The sequence below is a fragment of the Pseudomonas sp. MOIL14HWK12:I2 genome (genome assembly GCF_000510745.1).
Taxonomy (GTDB): Bacteria; Pseudomonadota; Gammaproteobacteria; order Pseudomonadales; family Pseudomonadaceae; genus Chryseomonas; species Chryseomonas oryzihabitans.
Map to the genome: position 1 here is coordinate 105,370 of NZ_AZOA01000011.1, position 19,148 is coordinate 124,517.

15 protein-coding genes are annotated in these 19,148 nt (G+C 66.2%); 4 read left to right on the plus strand and 11 right to left on the minus strand.

Features of this window, described 5'->3' with window-relative positions; translation table 11 throughout:
- Nucleotides 1-112: 112 nt before the first annotated feature.
- The 3 genes from leuA to PSK12I2_RS0110350 all read left to right on the plus strand — a co-directional run bounded on the left by leuA (nt 113) and on the right by PSK12I2_RS0110350 (nt 6,238).
- On the plus strand, nt 113-1,783 hold the full coding sequence (leuA, locus tag PSK12I2_RS0110340; protein WP_007162440.1) for a 2-isopropylmalate synthase: 1,671 nt from the start codon (nt 113-115) through the stop codon (nt 1,781-1,783).
- A 139-nt stretch (nt 1,784-1,922) separates the two neighbouring features.
- Nucleotides 1,923-5,234 carry an EAL domain-containing protein gene (locus PSK12I2_RS23905; protein WP_037007658.1) on the plus strand — a complete coding sequence of 1,104 codons (3,312 nt, stop codon included), beginning with the start codon at nt 1,923-1,925 and terminating at the stop codon, nt 5,232-5,234.
- Nucleotides 5,235-5,287: 53 nt separating this feature from the next.
- On the plus strand, nt 5,288-6,238 hold the full coding sequence (locus PSK12I2_RS0110350) for an aldo/keto reductase (RefSeq protein WP_027598336.1): 951 nt from the start codon (nt 5,288-5,290) through the stop codon (nt 6,236-6,238).
- 81 nt (nt 6,239-6,319) lie between these two features.
- Here PSK12I2_RS0110350 and PSK12I2_RS0110355 read toward each other — a convergent pair whose 3' ends face one another.
- Nucleotides 6,320-6,781 (minus strand): Lrp/AsnC family transcriptional regulator, encoded by a 462-nt coding sequence (locus PSK12I2_RS0110355; protein WP_007162437.1) that lies wholly within the window; start codon nt 6,779-6,781, stop codon nt 6,320-6,322.
- A gap of 131 nt (nt 6,782-6,912) precedes the next feature.
- On the opposite strand from PSK12I2_RS0110355, the gene PSK12I2_RS0110360 reads away from it, so the two are divergent.
- Nucleotides 6,913-8,061: an aminotransferase class V-fold PLP-dependent enzyme gene (locus tag PSK12I2_RS0110360; protein WP_027598337.1), complete on the plus strand. Its 1,149-nt coding sequence runs from the start codon at nt 6,913-6,915 to the stop codon at nt 8,059-8,061.
- Here the strand turns inward: PSK12I2_RS0110360 and PSK12I2_RS0110365 are convergent, their stop codons facing one another.
- From PSK12I2_RS0110365 to rlmN, 10 genes are all read right to left on the minus strand, one after another.
- Complete coding sequence (locus PSK12I2_RS0110365) at nt 8,062-8,853, minus strand: amidohydrolase (RefSeq protein ID WP_027598338.1); 792 nt, start codon at nt 8,851-8,853, stop codon at nt 8,062-8,064. It abuts the gene before it with no gap.
- On the minus strand, nt 8,841-9,989 hold the full coding sequence (locus PSK12I2_RS0110370; protein ID WP_027598339.1) for a pyridoxal phosphate-dependent aminotransferase: 1,149 nt from the start codon (nt 9,987-9,989) through the stop codon (nt 8,841-8,843). The genes PSK12I2_RS0110365 and PSK12I2_RS0110370 overlap by 13 nt, the downstream gene beginning before the upstream one ends.
- 379 nt (nt 9,990-10,368) lie before the next feature.
- Nucleotides 10,369-11,856: a ribosome biogenesis GTPase Der gene (gene der, locus PSK12I2_RS0110375; protein ID WP_007162433.1), complete on the minus strand. Its 1,488-nt coding sequence runs from the start codon at nt 11,854-11,856 to the stop codon at nt 10,369-10,371.
- Nucleotides 11,857-11,934: 78 nt separating this feature from the next.
- On the minus strand, nt 11,935-13,077 hold the full coding sequence (bamB, locus tag PSK12I2_RS0110380; protein ID WP_027598340.1) for an outer membrane protein assembly factor BamB: 1,143 nt from the start codon (nt 13,075-13,077) through the stop codon (nt 11,935-11,937).
- Nucleotides 13,077-13,718 carry a tetratricopeptide repeat protein gene (locus PSK12I2_RS0110385; RefSeq protein ID WP_007162431.1) on the minus strand — a complete coding sequence of 214 codons (642 nt, stop codon included), beginning with the start codon at nt 13,716-13,718 and terminating at the stop codon, nt 13,077-13,079. The genes bamB and PSK12I2_RS0110385 overlap by 1 nt, the downstream gene beginning before the upstream one ends.
- 11 nt (nt 13,719-13,729) lie before the next feature.
- A complete protein-coding gene (hisS, locus tag PSK12I2_RS0110390; RefSeq protein WP_007162430.1) occupies nt 13,730-15,037 on the minus strand; it encodes a histidine--tRNA ligase in 1,308 nt (435 codons plus the stop codon).
- Nucleotides 15,038-15,061: 24 nt separating this feature from the next.
- Nucleotides 15,062-16,174: a flavodoxin-dependent (E)-4-hydroxy-3-methylbut-2-enyl-diphosphate synthase gene (gene ispG / locus PSK12I2_RS0110395; protein WP_007162429.1), complete on the minus strand. Its 1,113-nt coding sequence runs from the start codon at nt 16,172-16,174 to the stop codon at nt 15,062-15,064.
- Between the two features lie 27 nt (nt 16,175-16,201).
- A complete protein-coding gene (locus tag PSK12I2_RS0110400) occupies nt 16,202-17,179 on the minus strand; it encodes a helix-turn-helix domain-containing protein (RefSeq protein ID WP_027598341.1) in 978 nt (325 codons plus the stop codon).
- Nucleotides 17,176-17,946 (minus strand): type IV pilus biogenesis/stability protein PilW, encoded by a 771-nt coding sequence (pilW, locus tag PSK12I2_RS0110405; protein WP_007162427.1) that lies wholly within the window; start codon nt 17,944-17,946, stop codon nt 17,176-17,178. Before pilW ends, PSK12I2_RS0110400 begins: the two co-directional genes overlap by 4 nt.
- 10 nt (nt 17,947-17,956) lie before the next feature.
- Nucleotides 17,957-19,096 carry a 23S rRNA (adenine(2503)-C(2))-methyltransferase RlmN gene (rlmN, locus tag PSK12I2_RS0110410; protein WP_007162426.1) on the minus strand — a complete coding sequence of 380 codons (1,140 nt, stop codon included), beginning with the start codon at nt 19,094-19,096 and terminating at the stop codon, nt 17,957-17,959.
- Nucleotides 19,097-19,148: the final 52 nt, after the last annotated feature.

Genomic DNA, 19,148 nt, shown 5'->3' on the forward strand with positions numbered 1-19,148 from the left:
TACCCTCATCCTCCTCCGGCAGCACCGCTGCCTGCGACTGGTCAGTCCACGACTGCGAAGCTCGACCGCGCTCGCTTCGTAAGTCCCGACCACGCCCAAGGAAAGAATCGCCATGACCATGCTCAAAGACCCCTCGCAGAAGTACCGTCCCTTCACGCCCGTCGCCCTGCCCGACCGCACCTGGCCGGACAAGGTCATCGACAAGGCGCCGATCTGGCTGTCCACCGACCTGCGCGACGGCAACCAGTCGCTGATCGAGCCGATGGACGCCGAGAAGAAGATGGCCTTCTTCAAGTGCCTGGTCGCCGTGGGTCTGAAGGAGATCGAGGTGGGCTTCCCCTCCGCCTCCCAGACCGACTTCGACTTCGTCCGCGAGCTGATCGAGGGCGGTCACATCCCCGACGACGTCACCATCCAGGTGCTGACCCAGGCCCGTGACGACCTCATCGAGCGCACCTTCGAATCGCTCAAGGGCGCCAAGCGCGCCATCGTCCACTACTACAACGCCTGCGCGCCGAGTTTCCGCCGCATCGTCTTCGGCCAGGACAAGGCCGGCGTCAAGGCCATCGCCGTGGCCGCCGGCCAGACCATCGTGCGCCTGGCCGCCGAGCGGCCGGAGACCCAGTGGGGCTTCGAGTACTCCCCCGAGGTGTTCAGCTCCACCGAGACCGACTTCGCCGTCGAGGTGTGCAACGCGGTGATCGCGGTGTTCGCGCCGACCCCCGCCAACAAGCTGATCCTCAACCTGCCCGCCACCATCGAGTGCGCCACGCCCAACAACTACGCCGACCAGATCGAATGGTTCGGTCGCCACATCGACCGCCGCGACAGCGTGCTGATCAGCGTCCACACCCATAACGACCGCGGCACCGGCGTCGCTGCCTCGGAACTGGCGGTGATGGCCGGCGCCGATCGCGTCGAAGGCTGCCTGTTCGGCAATGGCGAGCGCACCGGCAACGTCTGCCTGGTGACCCTGGCGCTCAACCTCTACACCCAGGGCGTCGACCCCGAGCTGGACTTCTCCGACATCGACGCCGTGCGCAAGACCGTCGAGGAGTGCAACCAGCTGCCGGTGCACCCGCGCCATCCCTATGTCGGCGATCTGGTCCACACCGCCTTCTCCGGTTCCCACCAGGACGCCATCCGCAAGGGCTTCGCCCAGCAGAAGCCGGACGCCCTCTGGGAAGTGCCCTACCTGCCCATCGACCCGGCCGACATCGGCCGCGACTACGAGGCGGTCATCCGCGTCAACAGCCAGTCGGGCAAAGGCGGTATCGCCTTCCTGCTGGAACAGGAATACGGCATCAGCCTGCCGCGCCGCATGCAGATCGAATTCAGCCAGGTGGTGCAGCGCGAAACCGATCGCCTGGGCCTGGAGATGACAGCGGCGCAGATCCACGCCCTGCTCGAACAGGAATACCTGCAGGCCAAGAGCCCCTACGCCCTGGTCAGCCACAAGCTGCGCGAGGAAGACGGCACCTCCACCGTCGACATCAAGGTCGCCGTCGAAGGTCGTACCGAGCACTGGCACGGCACCGCCAAGGGTCCGCTGGAAGCTCTGGTCGCCAGCCTGCCGCAGGCGGTGGAGATCATGGACTACCACGAGCACTCCATCGGCGCCGGCGCCAACGCCAAGGCCGCTTCCTACATCGAGGTCCGCCTGGAAGGTCAGCGTCCGCTGCATGGCATCGGCATCGACGAGAACATCACCACCGCCAGCTTCCGCGCCCTGCTCAGCGCCCTGAATCGCGCGGTGACCCAGGCCCAGGCCAAGGCCGCCTGACACTGACATTCGTCAAACCAAAGGGAATACCTGTCGGTGTTCCCTTTTTTTATGGCGAATCAGCGGAGATACTCCCCGCTTCCTAGGGACCGTCTCGCCTGCCCGCTTCGGCCAGCCGGGCAGCTTGTCTGGATAGGCAATGACCTTCACTCTGTCGCGAAACACCTCTCTGCTGCGTGACGCCACCGCGCTGGCGCTGCTGTTCCTGATCAGTTCGGTCCTGTGCATCCTCTTCACCCGCCAGGCGTCCTCCACCGTGGCCACCCTCTGGTTGCCCAATGGCCTGGCGATCGCCTGGCTGCTGCGCTCGGCGCCCCGGCGCTGGCCGCTGCAACTGCTGGCGGTCTGGCTGGCCGGCGCCCTGGCCGAATTGCCCTTCAGTGGGGACCCGGCCATCGGCGCGCTCTATTCCCTACCTAATCTGGCCGAGATCCTGTTCGGCGCCTGGCTGCTGCATGGCCGCATCCTCCATCCCGAACGCAATGTCGCGGCCATGGGACGACTGCTGTTCTATGGGGTGCTGGTGACGCCCCTGGCCGGTACCGCCCTGGGCACCCTGATCGCCGCTCAGCAGGGCAATCCCGAGCTGCTGCGGGTGGCCCTGCACTGGTACCTCGGCGACGCCCTCGGCCTGCTGGTGATGATGCCCCTCGCCTTTCTCGGCCGCCCGCTGCAGTGGCGGCAATTCAGCCGTCAGGGTGCCCGCGAGTTCATCGTCCTGCTGCTGATCAGCCCCGTGCTGGTGCTCGGCCTGCTGGCCTATGTGCCCTACCCCTTCGTCTACGTCTCCACCCTGCTGCTGCTGATGACCCTGAGGCTCACTGCCCTGGGTACCGCGGTGGTCGGCGGCCTGAACATCCTGATCTTCACCTACCTGGTGGCCCACGGTTATCTGCTCGGCGTCCGCGGCGCCACCCTGGTGCAGGAAGCCCTGACCTACATTCCCGTGGCCCTGATGCAGATTCCCCCGCTGCTGCTGGCCGCCGCCGTGCAGCAGAGCCGTCACCACAACCAGCGCCTGGCGCGCAACGAGGCACGCTTTCGCCATGCCCTGAGCGCCGCGCCCTATGGCATGGCGCTGCTGTCGGTGGAGGGCCGCCTGAGCCAGGTGAATGCCGCCCTGGAGGCCATGCTCGGCTATCCGCGCCACAGCCTCGACGGCCGGTCGCTCAAGGAGTTGATCGCCGATGGCGAAGAACCCCTGACGATCGAGGAAGGCGAGCAGACCCGCCGGCTGCTGCACCGCGACGGCCAGGGACTGTGGATGCAACTGGCGCTGTCGCCCGACCATGATGATGGCGACCTGCTCACCGGCTATCTGCTGCAGGCCCGCGACATCGACGCCCAGCGCCGGGCCGAGGCGACCAACGCCCGGCTCCGCGAGCGGCTGCAACTGGCCATTCGCGCCAGCAACGTCGGCATCTGGGAATGGGATACCCGCAGTCCGGGCTTCAATGCCGATGCGCGGCTGAGAGATCTCTACGGCATTGCCCCCGACAATCTCAGCCGGGACATGGACTTCTGGCTCACCTTCATCCACCCGGACGACAAGGCCCGTTCGCTGGAGGTGTTCGACAAGGTCGCCAGCGAGTCGATGTTCTACACCTTCAACTTCCGCATCAACCGCGGCGGCCCCGGCGGCGAGGTGCGCCATATCCGCTCCGAGCTGATCTCGGTGGTCGAGGCCGACGGCCATGTACGCCTGGTCGGCAGCAACAGCGACGTCACTGAGCACCACCAGCTGACCACGGCGCTCTACGAGGAAAAGGAACGGCTGCAGGTCACCCTGGCCTCCATCGCCGACGCCGTGCTGACCACCGACATGGACGGGCGCATCCTCTTTCTCAATCCGGTCGCCGAGCAGCTCACCGGCTGGTCGCTGGCGGATGCCCGGGGCCGGCCCCACGAAGAGGTGTTTCTCATCCACGACAGCCAGAGCGACGAGGTCCTGCCCAGTCCGGTGACCCGCTGCCTGCGCGAGCAGACCATCACCTCCCTGGACGAGGGCGCGGTGCTGCTCAGCCGCCAGGGTGATAGGCACGAGGTGCAGGATTCGGCCGCGCCGGTGCGTACGGTGGATGGCCGCATCATCGGCGCGGTGCTGGTGTTCCAGAATGTCACCCACGCGCGCAATCTGCAGCGCGAGCTGAGCTACAACGCCTCCCACGACGCCCTGACCGGCCTCTACAACCGCCTGAAGTTCGAGCAGGAGCTGGACGCCGCCTGGCAGCAGGCCCAGGCCGGGACCGTCCAGCACGCGCTGTGCTTCATCGACCTCGATCGCTTCAAGGTGGTCAACGACTCCGCCGGCCATGCCGCCGGCGATCTGCTGCTACGCGAACTGGGCACCCTGCTGCGCGACTCCCTGCGCGGCTCGGATGCCTTGGCCCGGATCGGCGGCGACGAATTCGCCCTGCTGCTGCGCGACTGCGATCTGGTGCAGGCCGAGGCCGTCGCCGAAAAGCTCATCGCCAGCATCGGCGCCGTGCGCTTCAACTGGCAGAGCCGGATCTATGACGTCGGCGCCAGCGCCGGCATCGTCGCCATCACCGCCGAAACCCCGAGCCCGGCCGAATTGATGAGCCAGGCCGACGTGGCCTGCTACACCGCCAAGCACGCCGGACGCAATCGCGCGGCGCTCTATCGCGCCGGCAGCGAGGACGTCGAGCGCCAGCACCGCGAGATCCTCATGGCCAGCGGCCTGCGCGAGGCCCTCGAGCAGCACCGCTTCGAGTTGCACGCCCAGGCCATCGTCCCTACCCGGAGCCGCAGCGACGCGGCGCAGCATGTCGAGCTGCTGCTGCGCCTGCGCGATGTCCAGGGCCAGCTGATCTCGCCGGCCACCTTCATCCCGGCCGCCGAGCGTTTCGGTCTGATGAGCAACATCGACCGCTGGGTGGTACGTCAGGTGCTGGTCGAGCTGGTGCCCTGGCTGCAGGAACGACCCGGGCTGCACGTGGGCATCAATCTCTCGGGCAACAGCCTGAGCGATCCCGACTTCCTGCCCGAATTGCTGGAGCTGATCGCGGCCTCGCCGCTGGATCCGCAGCGCCTGCTCTTCGAGCTGACCGAGACCGCAGTGATCAACAAGCTCTCGGTGGCCTCGGCGCTCATCAGCCAGGTCCGCGAACGCGGCTGCCGCATAGCCCTGGACGACTTCGGCGCCGGCCTCAGCTCCTTCGCCTACCTCAAGCACTTCCGCGTCGACTACGTGAAGATCGACGGCAGCTTCATCCGCAGCCTCGACCAGGATCCGCTGGATCGCGCCATCGTCGAATCCATCAACCAGGTCGCCCACCACCTCGGCGCCGAGACCATCGCCGAATTCGTCGAGTCCCAGGCCACCTTCGAATTGCTCGGCACCATCGGCGTGGACTACGCCCAGGGCTATGCCCTGGGCAAACCCCTCCCCCTGCGGGAGTGGCCCGGGCCTACGCGCCTCGAACCTTGAGTCGCAGCCATCGGTCGTAACCTGCATGACTCCCCCAACCGGATGAAGATTCCATGCACACTCGTACCCTTGGCCACTCAGATCTCCAGGTGCCCCCGCTCTGCTTTGGTGGCAATGTCTTTGGCTGGACCCTGGACGAAGCCCAGTCCTTTCGCATGCTGGATGCCCTGCTCGAGGCGGGCCTGACTTTCATCGACACCGCCGACGTCTATTCGCGCTGGGCACCGGGCAACCGCGGGGGCGAATCCGAGACCCTGCTGGGCAAGTGGTTCGCCCGCAGCGGCAAGCGCGACCAGGTGATCCTTGCCACCAAGCTGGGCATGGACATGGGCGAAGGCCGCAAGGGCCTCAAAGCCAGCTATGTGCAGCAGGCGGTGGAAGCCTCGCTCAAGCGCCTGCAGACCGATCGCATCGACCTCTATCAGGCGCACTGCGACGACGAGGACACCCCGCTGGAGGAAACCCTGGGCGCCTTCGCGCGGCTGGTGGAACAGGGCAAGGTGCGGGTGATCGGCGCCTCCAACTACAGCGGCCAGCGCCTGCGTGAAGCGGCCCAGGTCGCCGAGCGCCTGGGCGTGCCGGCCTACCAGAGCCTGCAGCCCCACTACAACCTGCATGCCCGCCAGGACTACGAGACCGAGCTGGAACCCGTGGTCAAGGAACTCGGCCTGGGCGTGATCAGCTACTTCTCCCTGGCGAGCGGCTTCCTGACCGGCAAGTACCGCACCAAGGACGATCTGCAGGGGTCGCGCGCGGAGATGGTCAAGCGTTACCTGGACGAACGCGGCATGGCGATCCTGGCCGGTCTCGACGAGATCGCCGAGAAGCACGATGCCACCCCGGCCCAGGTCGCCCTGGCCTGGCTGATCGCCCGCCCCAGCATCACCGCGCCGATCGCCAGCGCCACCTCCCAGGCCCAACTGGACGACCTGGTGGCCGCCACCCGGCTGCAACTACCGGCCGACGACATCACCCTGCTGGATCAGGTCAGCGCTTATCGCTGAGGTGTCGCGGCCAGGGGCCGCTCCTACAGGCCTGATCCATACCCCGTAGGAGCGGCCCATGGCCGCGATAGCCCAATCCTCCTACCGCACATAATCCAGCGGCAAGGCGGTGCTGTACTTGATCTGCTCCATGGCGAAGCTGGAGCTGACGTCCAGCAATCCCGGTACCTGGATCAGCCGCTTGTAGACGCCATCGTAGGCGGCGATATCCGGCACCACGATGCGCATCAGGTAGTCGGTATCGCCCGCCATGCGATAGAGCTCGACCACCTCCGGAATGGCCGCCACCGCCTCGTGGAAACGCTGCAGCCAGTCCATGGCGTGCTGATTGGTGCGTACCGAAACGAAGACCGTCACCCCCACGTTGAGCTCGCGGGGATCGAGCAGTGCCACCCGGGCGCGGATCACGCCCTGCTCCTCCAGCTTCTGGATACGCCGCCAACAGGCCGTGGTACCCAGGCCGATGCGCTCGGCGATATCGGCCACCGGTCGGGTGCTGTCCTGCTGCAAGATCTCGAGAATGGCGCGATCGAAGCGATCCATGAATTCATTTTCTCTACAACGGCTATTAGAGAGAATTCTATTCTGCTCGAAAGCTCAATGAGCGATAAAAAAGCAAATTTCTTCACGCGCGCCAGCGTTAGCCTAGGTCCATTCCAATGCCCGAGGCCGCCATGGACGCTTATCCCCTGTATTTCGATTACGCCGCCACCACCCCTGTCGACGATGTCGTCATCGAAGCCATGCTGGGTTGTATGGGGCGCCAGGGCGTCTTCGGCAATCCCGCCTCTCGCGGCCATGCCTTCGGCAACGACGCCCAGCGCGCCGTGGACACCGCCCGCCAGCAGGTGGCCGACCTGGTCGGCGCCAGGCCCGAGCAGCTGATCTGGACCTCCGGCGCCACCGAATCCAACAACCTCGCGCTGCTCGGCGTCGCCCGGCGGCGCGGGCATGGCCATCTGATCACCAGTTGCCTGGAGCACCGGGCGGTACTGGATACCGCCGCCCAGCTGGAAGCCGAGGGCTTCACCGTCACCTACCTGGCGCCGGACGCGGCAGGCCTCATCACCCCTGAGGCCGTCGCCCAGGCCTGGCGAGCGGACACCTGCCTGGTCTCGCTGATGATGGTGAACAACGAGCTGGGTACCCTGACCGATATCGACGCCATCGGCCGGCTGGTGCGCGTCCGGGGCGCCCTCTTCCACGTGGACGCCGCCCAGGCCACCGGCAAGGTCGCCATCGACCTGGCCGGCCTGGAAGTCGATCTGATGTCCTTTTCCGCGCACAAGACCTATGGGCCCAAGGGCATCGGCGCCCTCTATGTCGGTCCGCGCGCCGAGGGTGCCCTGCAGGCGCAGATCCACGGTGGCGGCCATGAGCGCGGGCTGCGTTCCGGCACCCTGGCCACCCACCAGATCGTCGGCATGGGGACCGCTTTCGCCCTCGCCGGCCAGGCCATGGCGCGAGAGAACGAGCGTCTCGGCCAGTTACGCGAGCGATTCCTGGCCGGGGTACAAACCCTGAACGGCATGCGGCTCAATGGCTGCGCCCGGCAGCGCATTCCCCACACCCTGAATCTGACCTTCGCCACGCCGCTGGACACCGCGGCGCTGCAGCGGCAGCTGGCCTTCTCGACCACCTCGGCCTGCAGTTCGGCCAAGGCGGCGCCCTCCCATGTGCTCCTGGGCCTCGGCCTGACCGCCGAACAGGCGGCGCGCAGCTACAGATTCAGCCTGGGTCGCTACACCACCGCGGCGGACGTGGACCAGGCCATCGCCCTGATCCACCAGCATGCTGCCCAGCCAGCGCCCTTCTGGGCCTGATCAGTCCAGGCGGAAGGCATCGGCATCGCGCTGCGCCGGAAAGCGCTCGCGATAGGCCGTGAGGGCTGCAGCGGACAGCGTGGCGTGGAAGATGCCGGATTCCGCGCCGGCGTCGATCAGGGGCTCCCCCTGGAAGTCCAGCACCTGGCTGTCACCGGCATAGGGATGACCGTTGCCGTCGCTGCCGATCCGATTCACCGCGGCGACATAGCAGAGATTCTCGATGGCCCGTGCCGGCAGCAGGCGATTCCAGTGGCCGCGCCGCGGCGCCGGCCAGTTGGCCACATAGAGCAGCAGATCGGTGTCGTCCTGGGCGCGACTCCAGACCGGGAATCTCAGGTCGTAGCAGATCAGCGGGCGGATCAGCCATCCCTTGAGCGTCACCCGCAGTCGCTGCTCGCCCGGGGCATAGTGCTCGTGCTCGCCGGCCATGCGAAACAGATGGCGCTTGTCATAGTGCTGCAACTCGCCATCCGGCGTCGCCCACAGCAGGCGATTGCGGTGCTGTCCAGCCGCGTCCCGCACGATCAGGCTGCCGGTGACCACCGCGCCGAGCCGCTGCGCCTGTTCGCTCATCCAGGCCGCCGTCGGCCCGTCCGCGGGCTCGGCGAGCGCGGCCGATTCCATGGAAAAGCCGGTGGTGAACATTTCCGGCAGGATGATCAGGTCAGTCTCGCCCACGTCCCTCAGCAGCGCCTCGAAATGAGCACGGTTGGCGGCCGGATCGTGCCACGCCAGTTCGCTCTGCACCAGCGCCAGGCGCAGGTCCTGGATGGGAGTCAGATCGCGCATAGCCGCTCCGCTGCCTGGCGCAGGGTGTCTTCGCGCTTGGCAAAGCAGAAGCGCACCAGGCGCAGGTCCGCGGGCGGCGTCTGGTAGAACACCGACAGCGGAATGGCGGCGACGCCATGCACGCGGGTCAGCCATTCGGCCATGGCCACGTCGTCCAGCTCCGGGCGGATGGCGGAGTAGTCGACCACCTGGAAATAGGTGCCGGCGGCGCGCTGGAAGGTGAAGCGCGAGTTGCCCAGCAGATCGCAGAAGAGATCGCGCTTGGCCTGGTAGAAGCCCGGCAGCTCGCTGAGATGCTCGGGATGGGCGGACATGAAGTCGGCCAGGGCGGCCTGGATCGGCGTCACTCCGCAGAAGCTCACGTACTGGTGCACCTTGCGCAATTCCGCCGACAGCGCCGGCGGCGCCACCACATAGCCGGTCTTCCAGCCGGTGACGTGATAGGTCTTGCCAAAGGAGCTGACCACGAAGGCGCGGGCATAGAGTTCGTCGTGGACGATGACGCTGGCATGGCGCTCGCCGTCGTAGACCAGGTGCTCATAGACCTCGTCGCTGACCAGATAGAGATCGCGCCCGCGGATCAGCGCGGCCAGACGATCCAGCTCGGCGGCGCTGACCAGGGCGCCACTGGGGTTGTGCGGGGTATTGAGCACGATGGCACGGGTGCGCGGACTCAGGGCCGCCTCCAGCGCCGGCCAGTCGATACCAAAGCCCGGCAGCGCCAGGGGCACGTGCACGCAGCGCCCGCCGGCCAGTTGCACCGAGGGTTCGTAGCTGTCGTAGCAGGGATCGAAGACGATCACCTCGTCACCCGGCCGCACCAGCGTCTGCAGGGCACAGAACAGGCCCTGGGTGGCACCGGGGACGATGGTGACCTCGGTCTCGGCATCCACCTCTCGGCCATAGAAGGCGGCGACCTTGGCTGCCACCTGCTGGCGCAGCGCCGGCAGCCCGGTCATGGGCGCGTACTGGTTGTGGCCGGCCGCGACATGGCGACCGACCGCCGCGAGCAACTCGGCCGGGCCATCGAAATCGGGAAAGCCCTGGGACAGATTCAGCGCACCGGTCTGGGCGGCGAGCTGGGACATGCGGGTAAAGATGGTGACGGCGAGGTCGGGAAGCTTGCTCTGGATCATCGCGCGGGCACAGGTCTGGCTGGAAGGAGATCGGCAGACTGCGATTTTTTGCGCGAGAGGGCAAGTAGTGCTAAGCCGATCAGCCAGCCAGCGGTCTAGGCATAGCCTGGGTACAAGGCCTGACCCAAACATCCCCTCTCCCTCCGGGAGAGGGCCAGGGTGAGGGCAACCGCTGGCAGTCAGGTCACCCCTTGGCGACGCGAAGGGGACAAGGCTACGATCTTTTTCACTGCTAGGCCGTCGCAGGGATCACCCTCACCCCAACCCTCTCCCGAAGGGAGAGGGGGAAGTTCGGTGCGCGAGGAGCCTCCTCGCCAGAATCCGCTAACAAAGAGAAAGGGGGCTATTAGCCCCCTTTCCTTCACAACGCCCGACCGGCTTACCGCCGCTTGTCCTTGCGCTTCTTCTCGGCCTTCTTGTGGTGGCTCATCAACCGGCGCTTCTTGTTGACCTGGCGCTCGGTGAGGGTGTTCTTCTTGCCCTCGAAGGGGTTCTCGCCACCGCGGTATTCGATGCGAATCGGCGTCCCCACCAGCTTGAGCACCCGGCGATAGGTCTTTTCCAGGTAGCGGGTATAGGACTTGGGCACCGCTTCCGTCTGGTTGCCGTGGATGACGATCAGCGGCGGGTTGGCACCGCCCAGGTGGGCATAGCGCAGCTTGATGCGGCGTCCGCTGACCATCGGCGGCTGGTGCTCCTGCACCGCGTCCTCGAGGATCTGGGTCAGGCGGCTGGTAGGCCAGCGGGTGGTGGCCGAGGCGAAGGACTGCTGCACCGACTTGTACAGATGGCCCACGCCGGTGCCATGCAGTGCCGAGATGAAGTGGATGTCGGCGAAATCGACGAACAGCAGCCGGCGTTCCAGCTCGGTCTTGACGTAGTCGCGCTCGCCGGACTCCATGCCGTCCCACTTGTTGAGGGCGATCACCAGGGCACGACCGGTCTCCAGCACGAAGCCGAGCAGGTTGAGGTCGTGCTCGACCACGCCTTCGCGGGCGTCCATGACGAAGATCACCACGTTGGCGTCCTGGATCGCCTGCAGCGTCTTGACCACCGAGAACTTCTCGACCGCCTCGAAGACCTTGCCGCGCCGGCGTACGCCAGCGGTGTCGATCAGGGTGTAGCGTTCTTCGTTGCGCTCGAAGGGGATGTAGATGCTGTCGCGCGTGGTGCCGGCCTGGTCATAGACGATGACTCGCTCTTCGCCGAGCATGCGGTTGACCAGGGTCGACTTGCCGACGTTGGGTCGACCGATCACGGCGATCTTGATGCCGGTGGTCTCGTCGATGCCCTGCACGCGGCGGAAGACGTCACCGCCCTCTTCCGCGGCCGCCCGCACCTGCTCCTCGGAGAGCTCCTCGACCTCGACCTCGTCCTTGGGGAAGACGCCCAGGGCGGCTTCCAGCAGGTTGTTCACGCCACGGCCGTGGGCCGCCGCGATGGGAAAGGCATCGCCGATGGCCAGCGGGCTGAATTCCGCCCGGGCGATCTCGGGATCGACGGTGTCGACCTTGTTGGCCACCAGGAAGGTGCGCTTGTTTCTCTTGCGCAGGTGCTCGGCGATCATCTGGTCGGCGACGGTCATGCCGTCGCGGGAGTCCACCAGGAACAGCACCGCATCGGATTCTTCGATGGCCTGCAGCGACTGCTCGGCCATCTTCAGGTCGATGCCTTCCTCGTCACCGGAGATACCGCCGGTGTCGACCACGATGTAGGTGCGTCCCTGCCACTTGGCTTCGCCGTACTTGCGATCGCGGGTCAGGCCGGCGAAGTCGGCGACGATGGCGTCCCGGGTCTTGGTCAGGCGATTGAAAAGCGTGGATTTGCCGACGTTCGGCCGCCCCACCAGGGCAATTACGGGAACCATGCGGCTCTCCCAGAGCAGAAAACACGATGGCCGCTACCGAACTTCACGGTAGCGGCCATCGGTTGAGGATAATAGTTTCTAGCGCAGACGATAGGCGACGAGTTTACCGCCATTGCCGTAAACGTAGAGCATATCGCCGACGACCAGTGGCCGTACCCGGACGCCGTCACCGTCGACCTTGGTGCGACCGACGAAACGCCCATCGACCTGGCTCAGCAGATGGATGTAGCCGGCGTAGTCGCCCACCACCACGTTGCTCGACCAGACCACCGGCCCGGTGAGCTGGCGACGGGCCAGATCGGCATTGGTCCAGAGCGCGGAGGTCGAGGATTCCTCGACGGCTTCCACGGTGCCGTTGTCCAGGCTCAGGTAGACGTTGCCGAAGCCTTCGGCCACGCCGTCGTAGCTGGAGGCGTCACGCTGCCAGAGGATCTGGCCGTTGGCCGGATTGAGCGCGACCACGCGGCCGTTGTAGCTGACCACATAGAGGGTGTCGCCCGAAAGCGACAGGCCGCCGTCCACGTCGACGATGCGCTCCAGTTCGGAACGGCCCTTGGGTACGGCGATCTGCTGTTCCCACAGCGGCAGGCCACGCTGCACGTCCAAGGCGACCACCTTGCCGCTGGCGAAACCGGCCATCACCACCTGGTTGGTCACCAGGGGGGCACCGGTGCCCCTCAGACTCAGCACCGGCTGGGTGTCTTCGTAGATCCAGCGACGGGTACCGCTGCCCAGCTCGAAGGCCTGCAGCTTGTCGTCCTGGGACTGCACCACCACCACGTCGTTGTTGACGACCGGAGCGGACAGCACCTCGCTGGAGGCCTGGGCACGCCACTTCTCGTCGCCACTGGCACTGTCGAGGGCGATGACCTGGCCACGCAGGGTACCGACCAGCACCAGACCGGAGCCGACTCCGACGCCGCCGGAGACCGGCAGGTCCAGGTCCTTCTTCCACAGCACCGCACCGGTCTCGCGATTCATCGCCATGACCCGGCCATCGGCATCGGCGGCAAAGATGGTCTGGCCGTCCACGGCCGGGACCAGGCGGTTGTATTCCTTGCCCTGGCCATCGCCCACCGAGCGACTCCAGACTTCATCCAGTCGGACCTCGGCCTTGATGTCCTTCAGCTCGGCAGGCGGCAATTCCTTCTTGCCGGTGCTGCTGCACCCGACGACCGCAAGGGCGAGACCCAGTACCGCGATAGGCTTCCAGCGCAACATCAGGCGTCTCCTTTGGCGAGATCATCGAGTTTCATCTGTAGCACGCCTTCGGCTGCATCGTTGGGCAGCGCGGCGCGGGCTTTTTCGTAGGCGGCGCGGGCCTCGGTCGGCTTCTTCAGCGCCACCAGCAGATCGCCACGCAATTCTTCGCGGTTGGCGACATAGGCCTTGGGCGCCTCGCCATCCAGCAGCTTGAGACCCTCTTCGGCCTTGCCCTCGGCCGCCAGCACCCGGGCCAGACGCTGCCGTGCCAGCTCGCCGAGTTCGGCATCGTGGGGCTTGTCCACCACGGCCTTGAGTTCGGCGGCGGCGTCGTCCAGGCGATTGTTCTCCACCGCCACCTTGGCGACGAAGAGACTGCCGTACTGGGCGTAGGCGGTACCGGAATAATCCTGCTTGAGCTTGCCGTAGGTATCGGTCACCCGCGCGGTGTCGACCTTGCCACCGGGCGCCAGCGCGGCTTCCACCAGCTGCTGATAGAGCACCGAGGCGCCTTGCGCCTGGTTGTTCTGATAGCGCTGCCAGCCCTGCCAGCCGAGTACCGCCACCAGGGCGATGACGCCACCGGCCACCAGCGGCTTGCCGTTACGCTGCCACCAGGCCTTGGCGACCACCAGATTGTCGTCGTCGATGGAACTCAAATCCGTTCTCCTCAATTCCCGCGACCGGAACCGGCCGGGGGCAAAATCTCGTCCAGACGAGCGGCCAGGGCCGCGAAATCGACCTTTTCCTGGGGCGCCTCGCCACGCAGCGGCTTGAGCGCCACCTGTTGCGCGGCCAGTTCGTCCTCACCCAGGATCATCGCCCAGAGCGCGCCGCTCTTGTCGGCCTTCTTGAACTGGCTCTTGAAGCTGCCGGCACCGGCGTTGACCAGCAGACGCAGGTCGGGACGGGCATCGCGCAGCTGCTCGGCCAGCTTGAGGCCGGCCAGTTCGGCCGCCTCGCCAAAGGCGCAGAGATAGAGATCGGCGGGGCGCTGCAGATCACCGGGCAGGCACTCCAGGGTTTCCAGCAGCAGCACCAGGCGCTCGACGCCCATGGCGAAGCCGACGCCCGGGGTGGGCTTGCCGCCGAACTGGGTGATCAGGCCGTCGTAGCGGCCACCGGCGCAGACGGTGCCCTGGGCACCCAGCTTGTCGGTGACCCACTCGAAGACGGTCCGGCCGTAGTAGTCCAGGCCACGCACCAGCTTGGGATTGATCTGGTAGCGGATGCCGGCGGCGTCCAGGCGGGCCTTGAGGCCATCGAAGTGGGCGCGGGATTCGTCGTCCAGGTAGTCCGCCAGGGTCGGGGCGTCCTGCAGCAGCGCCTGGGTCTGGGCGTTCTTGCTGTCGAGGATGCGCAGCGGATTGGTGGTCAGGCGGCGCTGGCTGTCTTCGTCGAGTTGCTCGAAGCGTTCCTGCAGATAGGCCACCAGGGCTTCGCGATAACGCGCGCGATCGGCGCTGGAACCCAGGCTGTTGAGCTGCAGGGTGACGGCGTCGGTCAGCCCCAGGCGCTGCCAGAGGCGCGCGGTGAGCACGATCAGCTCCGCGTCGATGTCCGGGCCGGGCAGGTTGAACACCTCCACGCCGATCTGGTGGAACTGGCGATAGCGCCCCTTCTGCGGCTTCTCGTAGCGGAACATCGGGCCGGCGTACCAGAGCTTCTGTACCTGGCCACCCCCGGTCATGCCGTGCTCGAGCACGGCCCGCACGCAACCCGCGGTGCCTTCCGGCCTCAGGGTCAGGGACTCTTCGTTGCGGTCGAGGAAGGTGTACATCTCCTTGTCCACCACGTCGGTGCCCTCGCCGATGCCGCGGGCGAAGAGTTCGGTGAACTCCATGATGGGCAGACGGATCTCGTGGTAGCCATAGCCGTCGAGCAGCGTCGCGAAGGTACGTTCCAGGTAGCGCCAGGCCGGGGTCTGCTCCGGCAGGATATCGTTCATGCCACGGATGGCTTGCAGGGACTTGCTCACGAAAGGGCCTTATTCCTTGATCTTTCAGCTGCGCGCGATGAGCGCGGCATCCGCTTCGGCCTTTTCGGCCGCCTTGCGGCGGATGAGCCCTTCCAGCTCGTCCACCAGATTGTCGTTGTTCAGCTTGGAGGCAGGCTTGCCGTCGATGTACACCAGGTTGTTGGGCGTACCCCCGGTCAGGCCGACATGGGCCTCCTTGGCTTCGCCGGGGCCGTTGACCACGCAACCGATCACCGCGACGTCCAAGGGCACCAGCAGGTCCTCCAGGCGCCCTTCCAGCTCGTTCATGGTCTTGACCACATCGAAGTTCTGCCGCGAGCAGCTCGGGCAGGCGATGAAGTTGATGCCGCGCGAACGCAGGCGCAGGGATTTCAGGATGTCGAAACCGACCTTGATCTCCTCGACCGGATCGGCCGCGAGCGAGATGCGGATGGTGTCGCCGATGCCTTCGGCCAGCAACATGCCCAGGCCCACGGCGGACTTCACCGTACCCGAACGCAGGCCACCGGCTTCGGTGATGCCCAGGTGCAGCGGCTGCTCGATGCGGGTGGCCAACTGGCGGTAGGCGGCCACGGCCATGAAGACGTCGCTGGCCTTCACGCTGACCTTGAAGTCCGGATAGTCCAGCTTCTCCAGGTGGTCGACGTGGCGCATGGCCGATTCCACCAGGGCTTCCGGGGTGGGCTCGCCGTATTTCTTCTGCAGGTCCTTTTCCAGCGAACCGGCGTTGACGCCGATGCGGATCGGAATGCCGCGCTCGCGGGCCGCGTCGACCACCGCCCGGACCCGGTCTTCGCGACCGATGTTGCCGGGGTTGATGCGCAGGCAGTCCACGCCCAGTTCGGCCACGCGCAGGGCGATCTTGTAGTCGAAGTGGATGTCGGCCACCAGCGGCAGGCTGACTCGCTGCTTGATGCGACCGAAGGCTTCGGCGGCGTCCATGTCGGGCACCGAGACGCGCACGATGTCGGCACCGGCGTCCTGCAGGCGCTGGATCTGCGCCACGGTGGCGTCGACGTCGCAGGTTTCGGTGTTGGTCATGCTCTGCACGGCGATGGGGGCATCGCCGCCGACCGGCACCGAGCCGACCCAGATCTTGCGGGACAACCGACGTTTGATGGGCGATTCGCTATGCATGCTGGTTTCCCATGGGGTCGCCGGACGTCATTGTCCGGTCTGACCGAGTTTGATGCGGGCGGTCTCGCCCTTGGTGTAAGGCGCGAGGTCGACGACCTGGCCGTTGTAGGAGATCTGGGCACCGCGGGCAAAGCCGAGACGGATGTTCACCGGCGCCTTGATCGAGGCGTATTCGAGGCTCTCGCCGCCTTTCTTCACGCCGCTGAAGAGGATCTTGCCGCTACCGTCGCTGACCTGCGTCCAGCAATTGGCGCTGAAGCGGATGTTCAGGCTGTCGCTGCCGGCGACGGGCGCCGCGGCAGGGGCGCTGGTCGGCGCGGCCGGGGTCGCGGCGACGGGTGCCGTGGGCGCTGGCGAGGTCGAACCCGTTACCGGGGCCGGGGTGGGCGCAGCGGTCGGGGCGGTCATGGCGGCGACGGCATTGGCATCCGGCGTCGGCGTGCCCACCGGGGACGGCAGGGTGGCGGCCGGCTGCTGGGCGGTGACCGGGGGCTGTTCTTCCGGCTCGTCGATGGGATGGATCTCGGTCTTGCCGTCGGCGCCCTCGACCTCGACATGCTCCATGCTCACGGCACTGGCGCTGGAGGCCTGGCGACTGCGCTCCTGCCACCAGAACAGGCCCATGGCGATGATCAGCACCACCAGGATGAAACTGACGAATCTCAGGACATTGCGCGACAACCGCACCGGCTCGTCGAGACGCCCCAGGCTGTGCACGGTGCTGCCCTTGGCATCGGTGCCGGTGTAGCCGTCGAAGGTCCGCACCAGTTCGACCTGGTCCAGGCCGAGCAGCTTGCCGTAGGCCTTGGTATAGCCGCGGGCAAAGGTGTGCCCAGGCATCTGCTGATAGTTGCCGGACTCGAGCTGCTCGATGATGCGCTCGCTGAGATTGAGATTCTGGGCGACCTGGGCCTGGCTCCAGCCAAGCGACAGGCGCTTCTGACGCAAGATCTCACCGGGATTGCCCCGTCCGGCGTGTACCGCTTCGGATTGCACTGCGGTCATTTCTGCTCCGACTGAAGTTGACGATATTCAGGTGAGTTCGGGTAGAGGCGCTTCAGCTGCAGGGCATAGCTCGCGGCGGTGTTGCGATCATTGAACACCTCGGCGAGGCGGATCCCGAGCAACAGGCTGCGGGCATCCTGGGGGCTGAGCTGGCTGAAGGCCTGGTAATAGCTCCGGGACGGCACATAGTCGCGCGTCTGGTAGGCCAGTTGAGCCAATTCGAACAGGGCCCTGGGCTGATTGCGATCCAGCCGCAGGGATTTTTCCAGATTTTCCTTGCCCAAGTCGACCTGATTGAGTCGCAGGGCGGTCAGGCCGAGATTCTCGAACACCCGGGCGCGCTCGGGATAGAGACTGTCTTCGGCGGCCTGGGTGAAACGTTCGTAGGCATCCTTGTAGCGCCCCTGCTCATAGAGGAAGCTGCCATAGTTGTTGAGGATGCGGGCATCGCGGGGCCGCTCGCGCAGGGCCAGGCGGTATTCCTGATCGGCCAGGTCGGTCTCGCCCTGGGCCTGGAACACCAGCCCGAGGGCGGCATGGGCGTCGGCGCTGGACGAATCCAGCTCCAGCGCCTTCTTCAGCGGCACCTTGGCCTGTTCGGTGTTGCCCTGCTGGACATAGCCGAGGCCGAGCTGGATGTAGGCATCACGGGCCTGCATCCGCCCCTGGCGGGTATCCATGGGATTGCGGTCGCCCTCGGTCACGCAGCCGGCGAGGCCGCCGACCACCAGGGCGAGCGCGACAGCCGCAAAGCGCGTGATCGCCATGGTCGCGCCCTCAGCCCTGGAGCGGCGTTACGGTTTCGGCACCGTCGAGCTGGCGAACGGCGATATAGCGCTGGCTGCGGCGGGTGCGGTCCATGACCTGGCCCACCAGCTGGCCGCAGGCGGCGTCGATGTCGTCACCGCGGGTGGTGCGCACCGTGACGTTGAAACCGGCCTGCTGCAGCAGCTCCTGGAAACGGCGGGTGGCGTTCTTGCTCGGCCGCTCGTACCCGGAGTGCGGGAAGGGATTGAAGGGAATCAGGTTGATCTTGCAGGGCACGTTGCGCAGCAGCTCGATCATCTGCAGGGCGTGCTCGGGCAGATCGTTGACGTCCTTGAGCAGGGTGTACTCGATGGTCAGGACGCGTTTCTCGCCAAGTTGGCCGATGTATCTCTGGCAGGCGTCGAGCAGCATGGCCAGGGGATACTTGCGGTTGATCGGCACCAGCTCGTTGCGCAGCTCGTCGTTGGGCGCGTGCAGCGACAGCGCCAGGGAGACGTCGATCTGCTTGGCCAGCTCTTCGATCATCGGCACCACGCCCGAGGTGGACAGGGTCACCTTGCGCTTGGAGATGCCGTAGCCGAGGTCGTCCATCATGATGCGCATGGCGGCGACGACGTTGTCGAAGTTCAGCAGGGGCTCGCCCATGCCCATCATCACCACGTTGGTGATGGCACGGTCGATCTTGGCGGGCACGCTGCCAAAGGACTTGTTGGCGATCCACACCTGGCCGATCACCTCGGCGGCGGTGAGGTTGCTGTTGAAGCCCTGCTTGCCGGTGGAGCAGAAGCTGCAGTCCAGCGCGCAACCGGCCTGGGACGACACGCACAGGGTGCCGCGGCCGTTCTGCGGAATGTAAACGGTCTCGACGCAGCTGCCGGAGGCGACACGGATCACCCACTTGCGGGTGCCGTCGCGGGAGATGTCCTCGCTGACGATCTCGGGGCCACGGATCTCTGCGGCGGCCTTGAGCTTTTCCTTGAGCGCCTTGCCCAGGTTGCTCATGGCGTCGAAATCATCGATGCCGAAGTGATGGATCCACTTCATGACCTGGCCGGCGCGAAAGCGCTTCTCCCCGATGGACTCGAAGAACGACTCGAGTTGCGGCTGGGTCAGGCCCAGCAGATTGACCTTATCGGTGGCTGTGGTCATGGGATCACCTCGACGAAATCTGTTTGAAGCCCACGCAGGGCGCGGGCGGTGC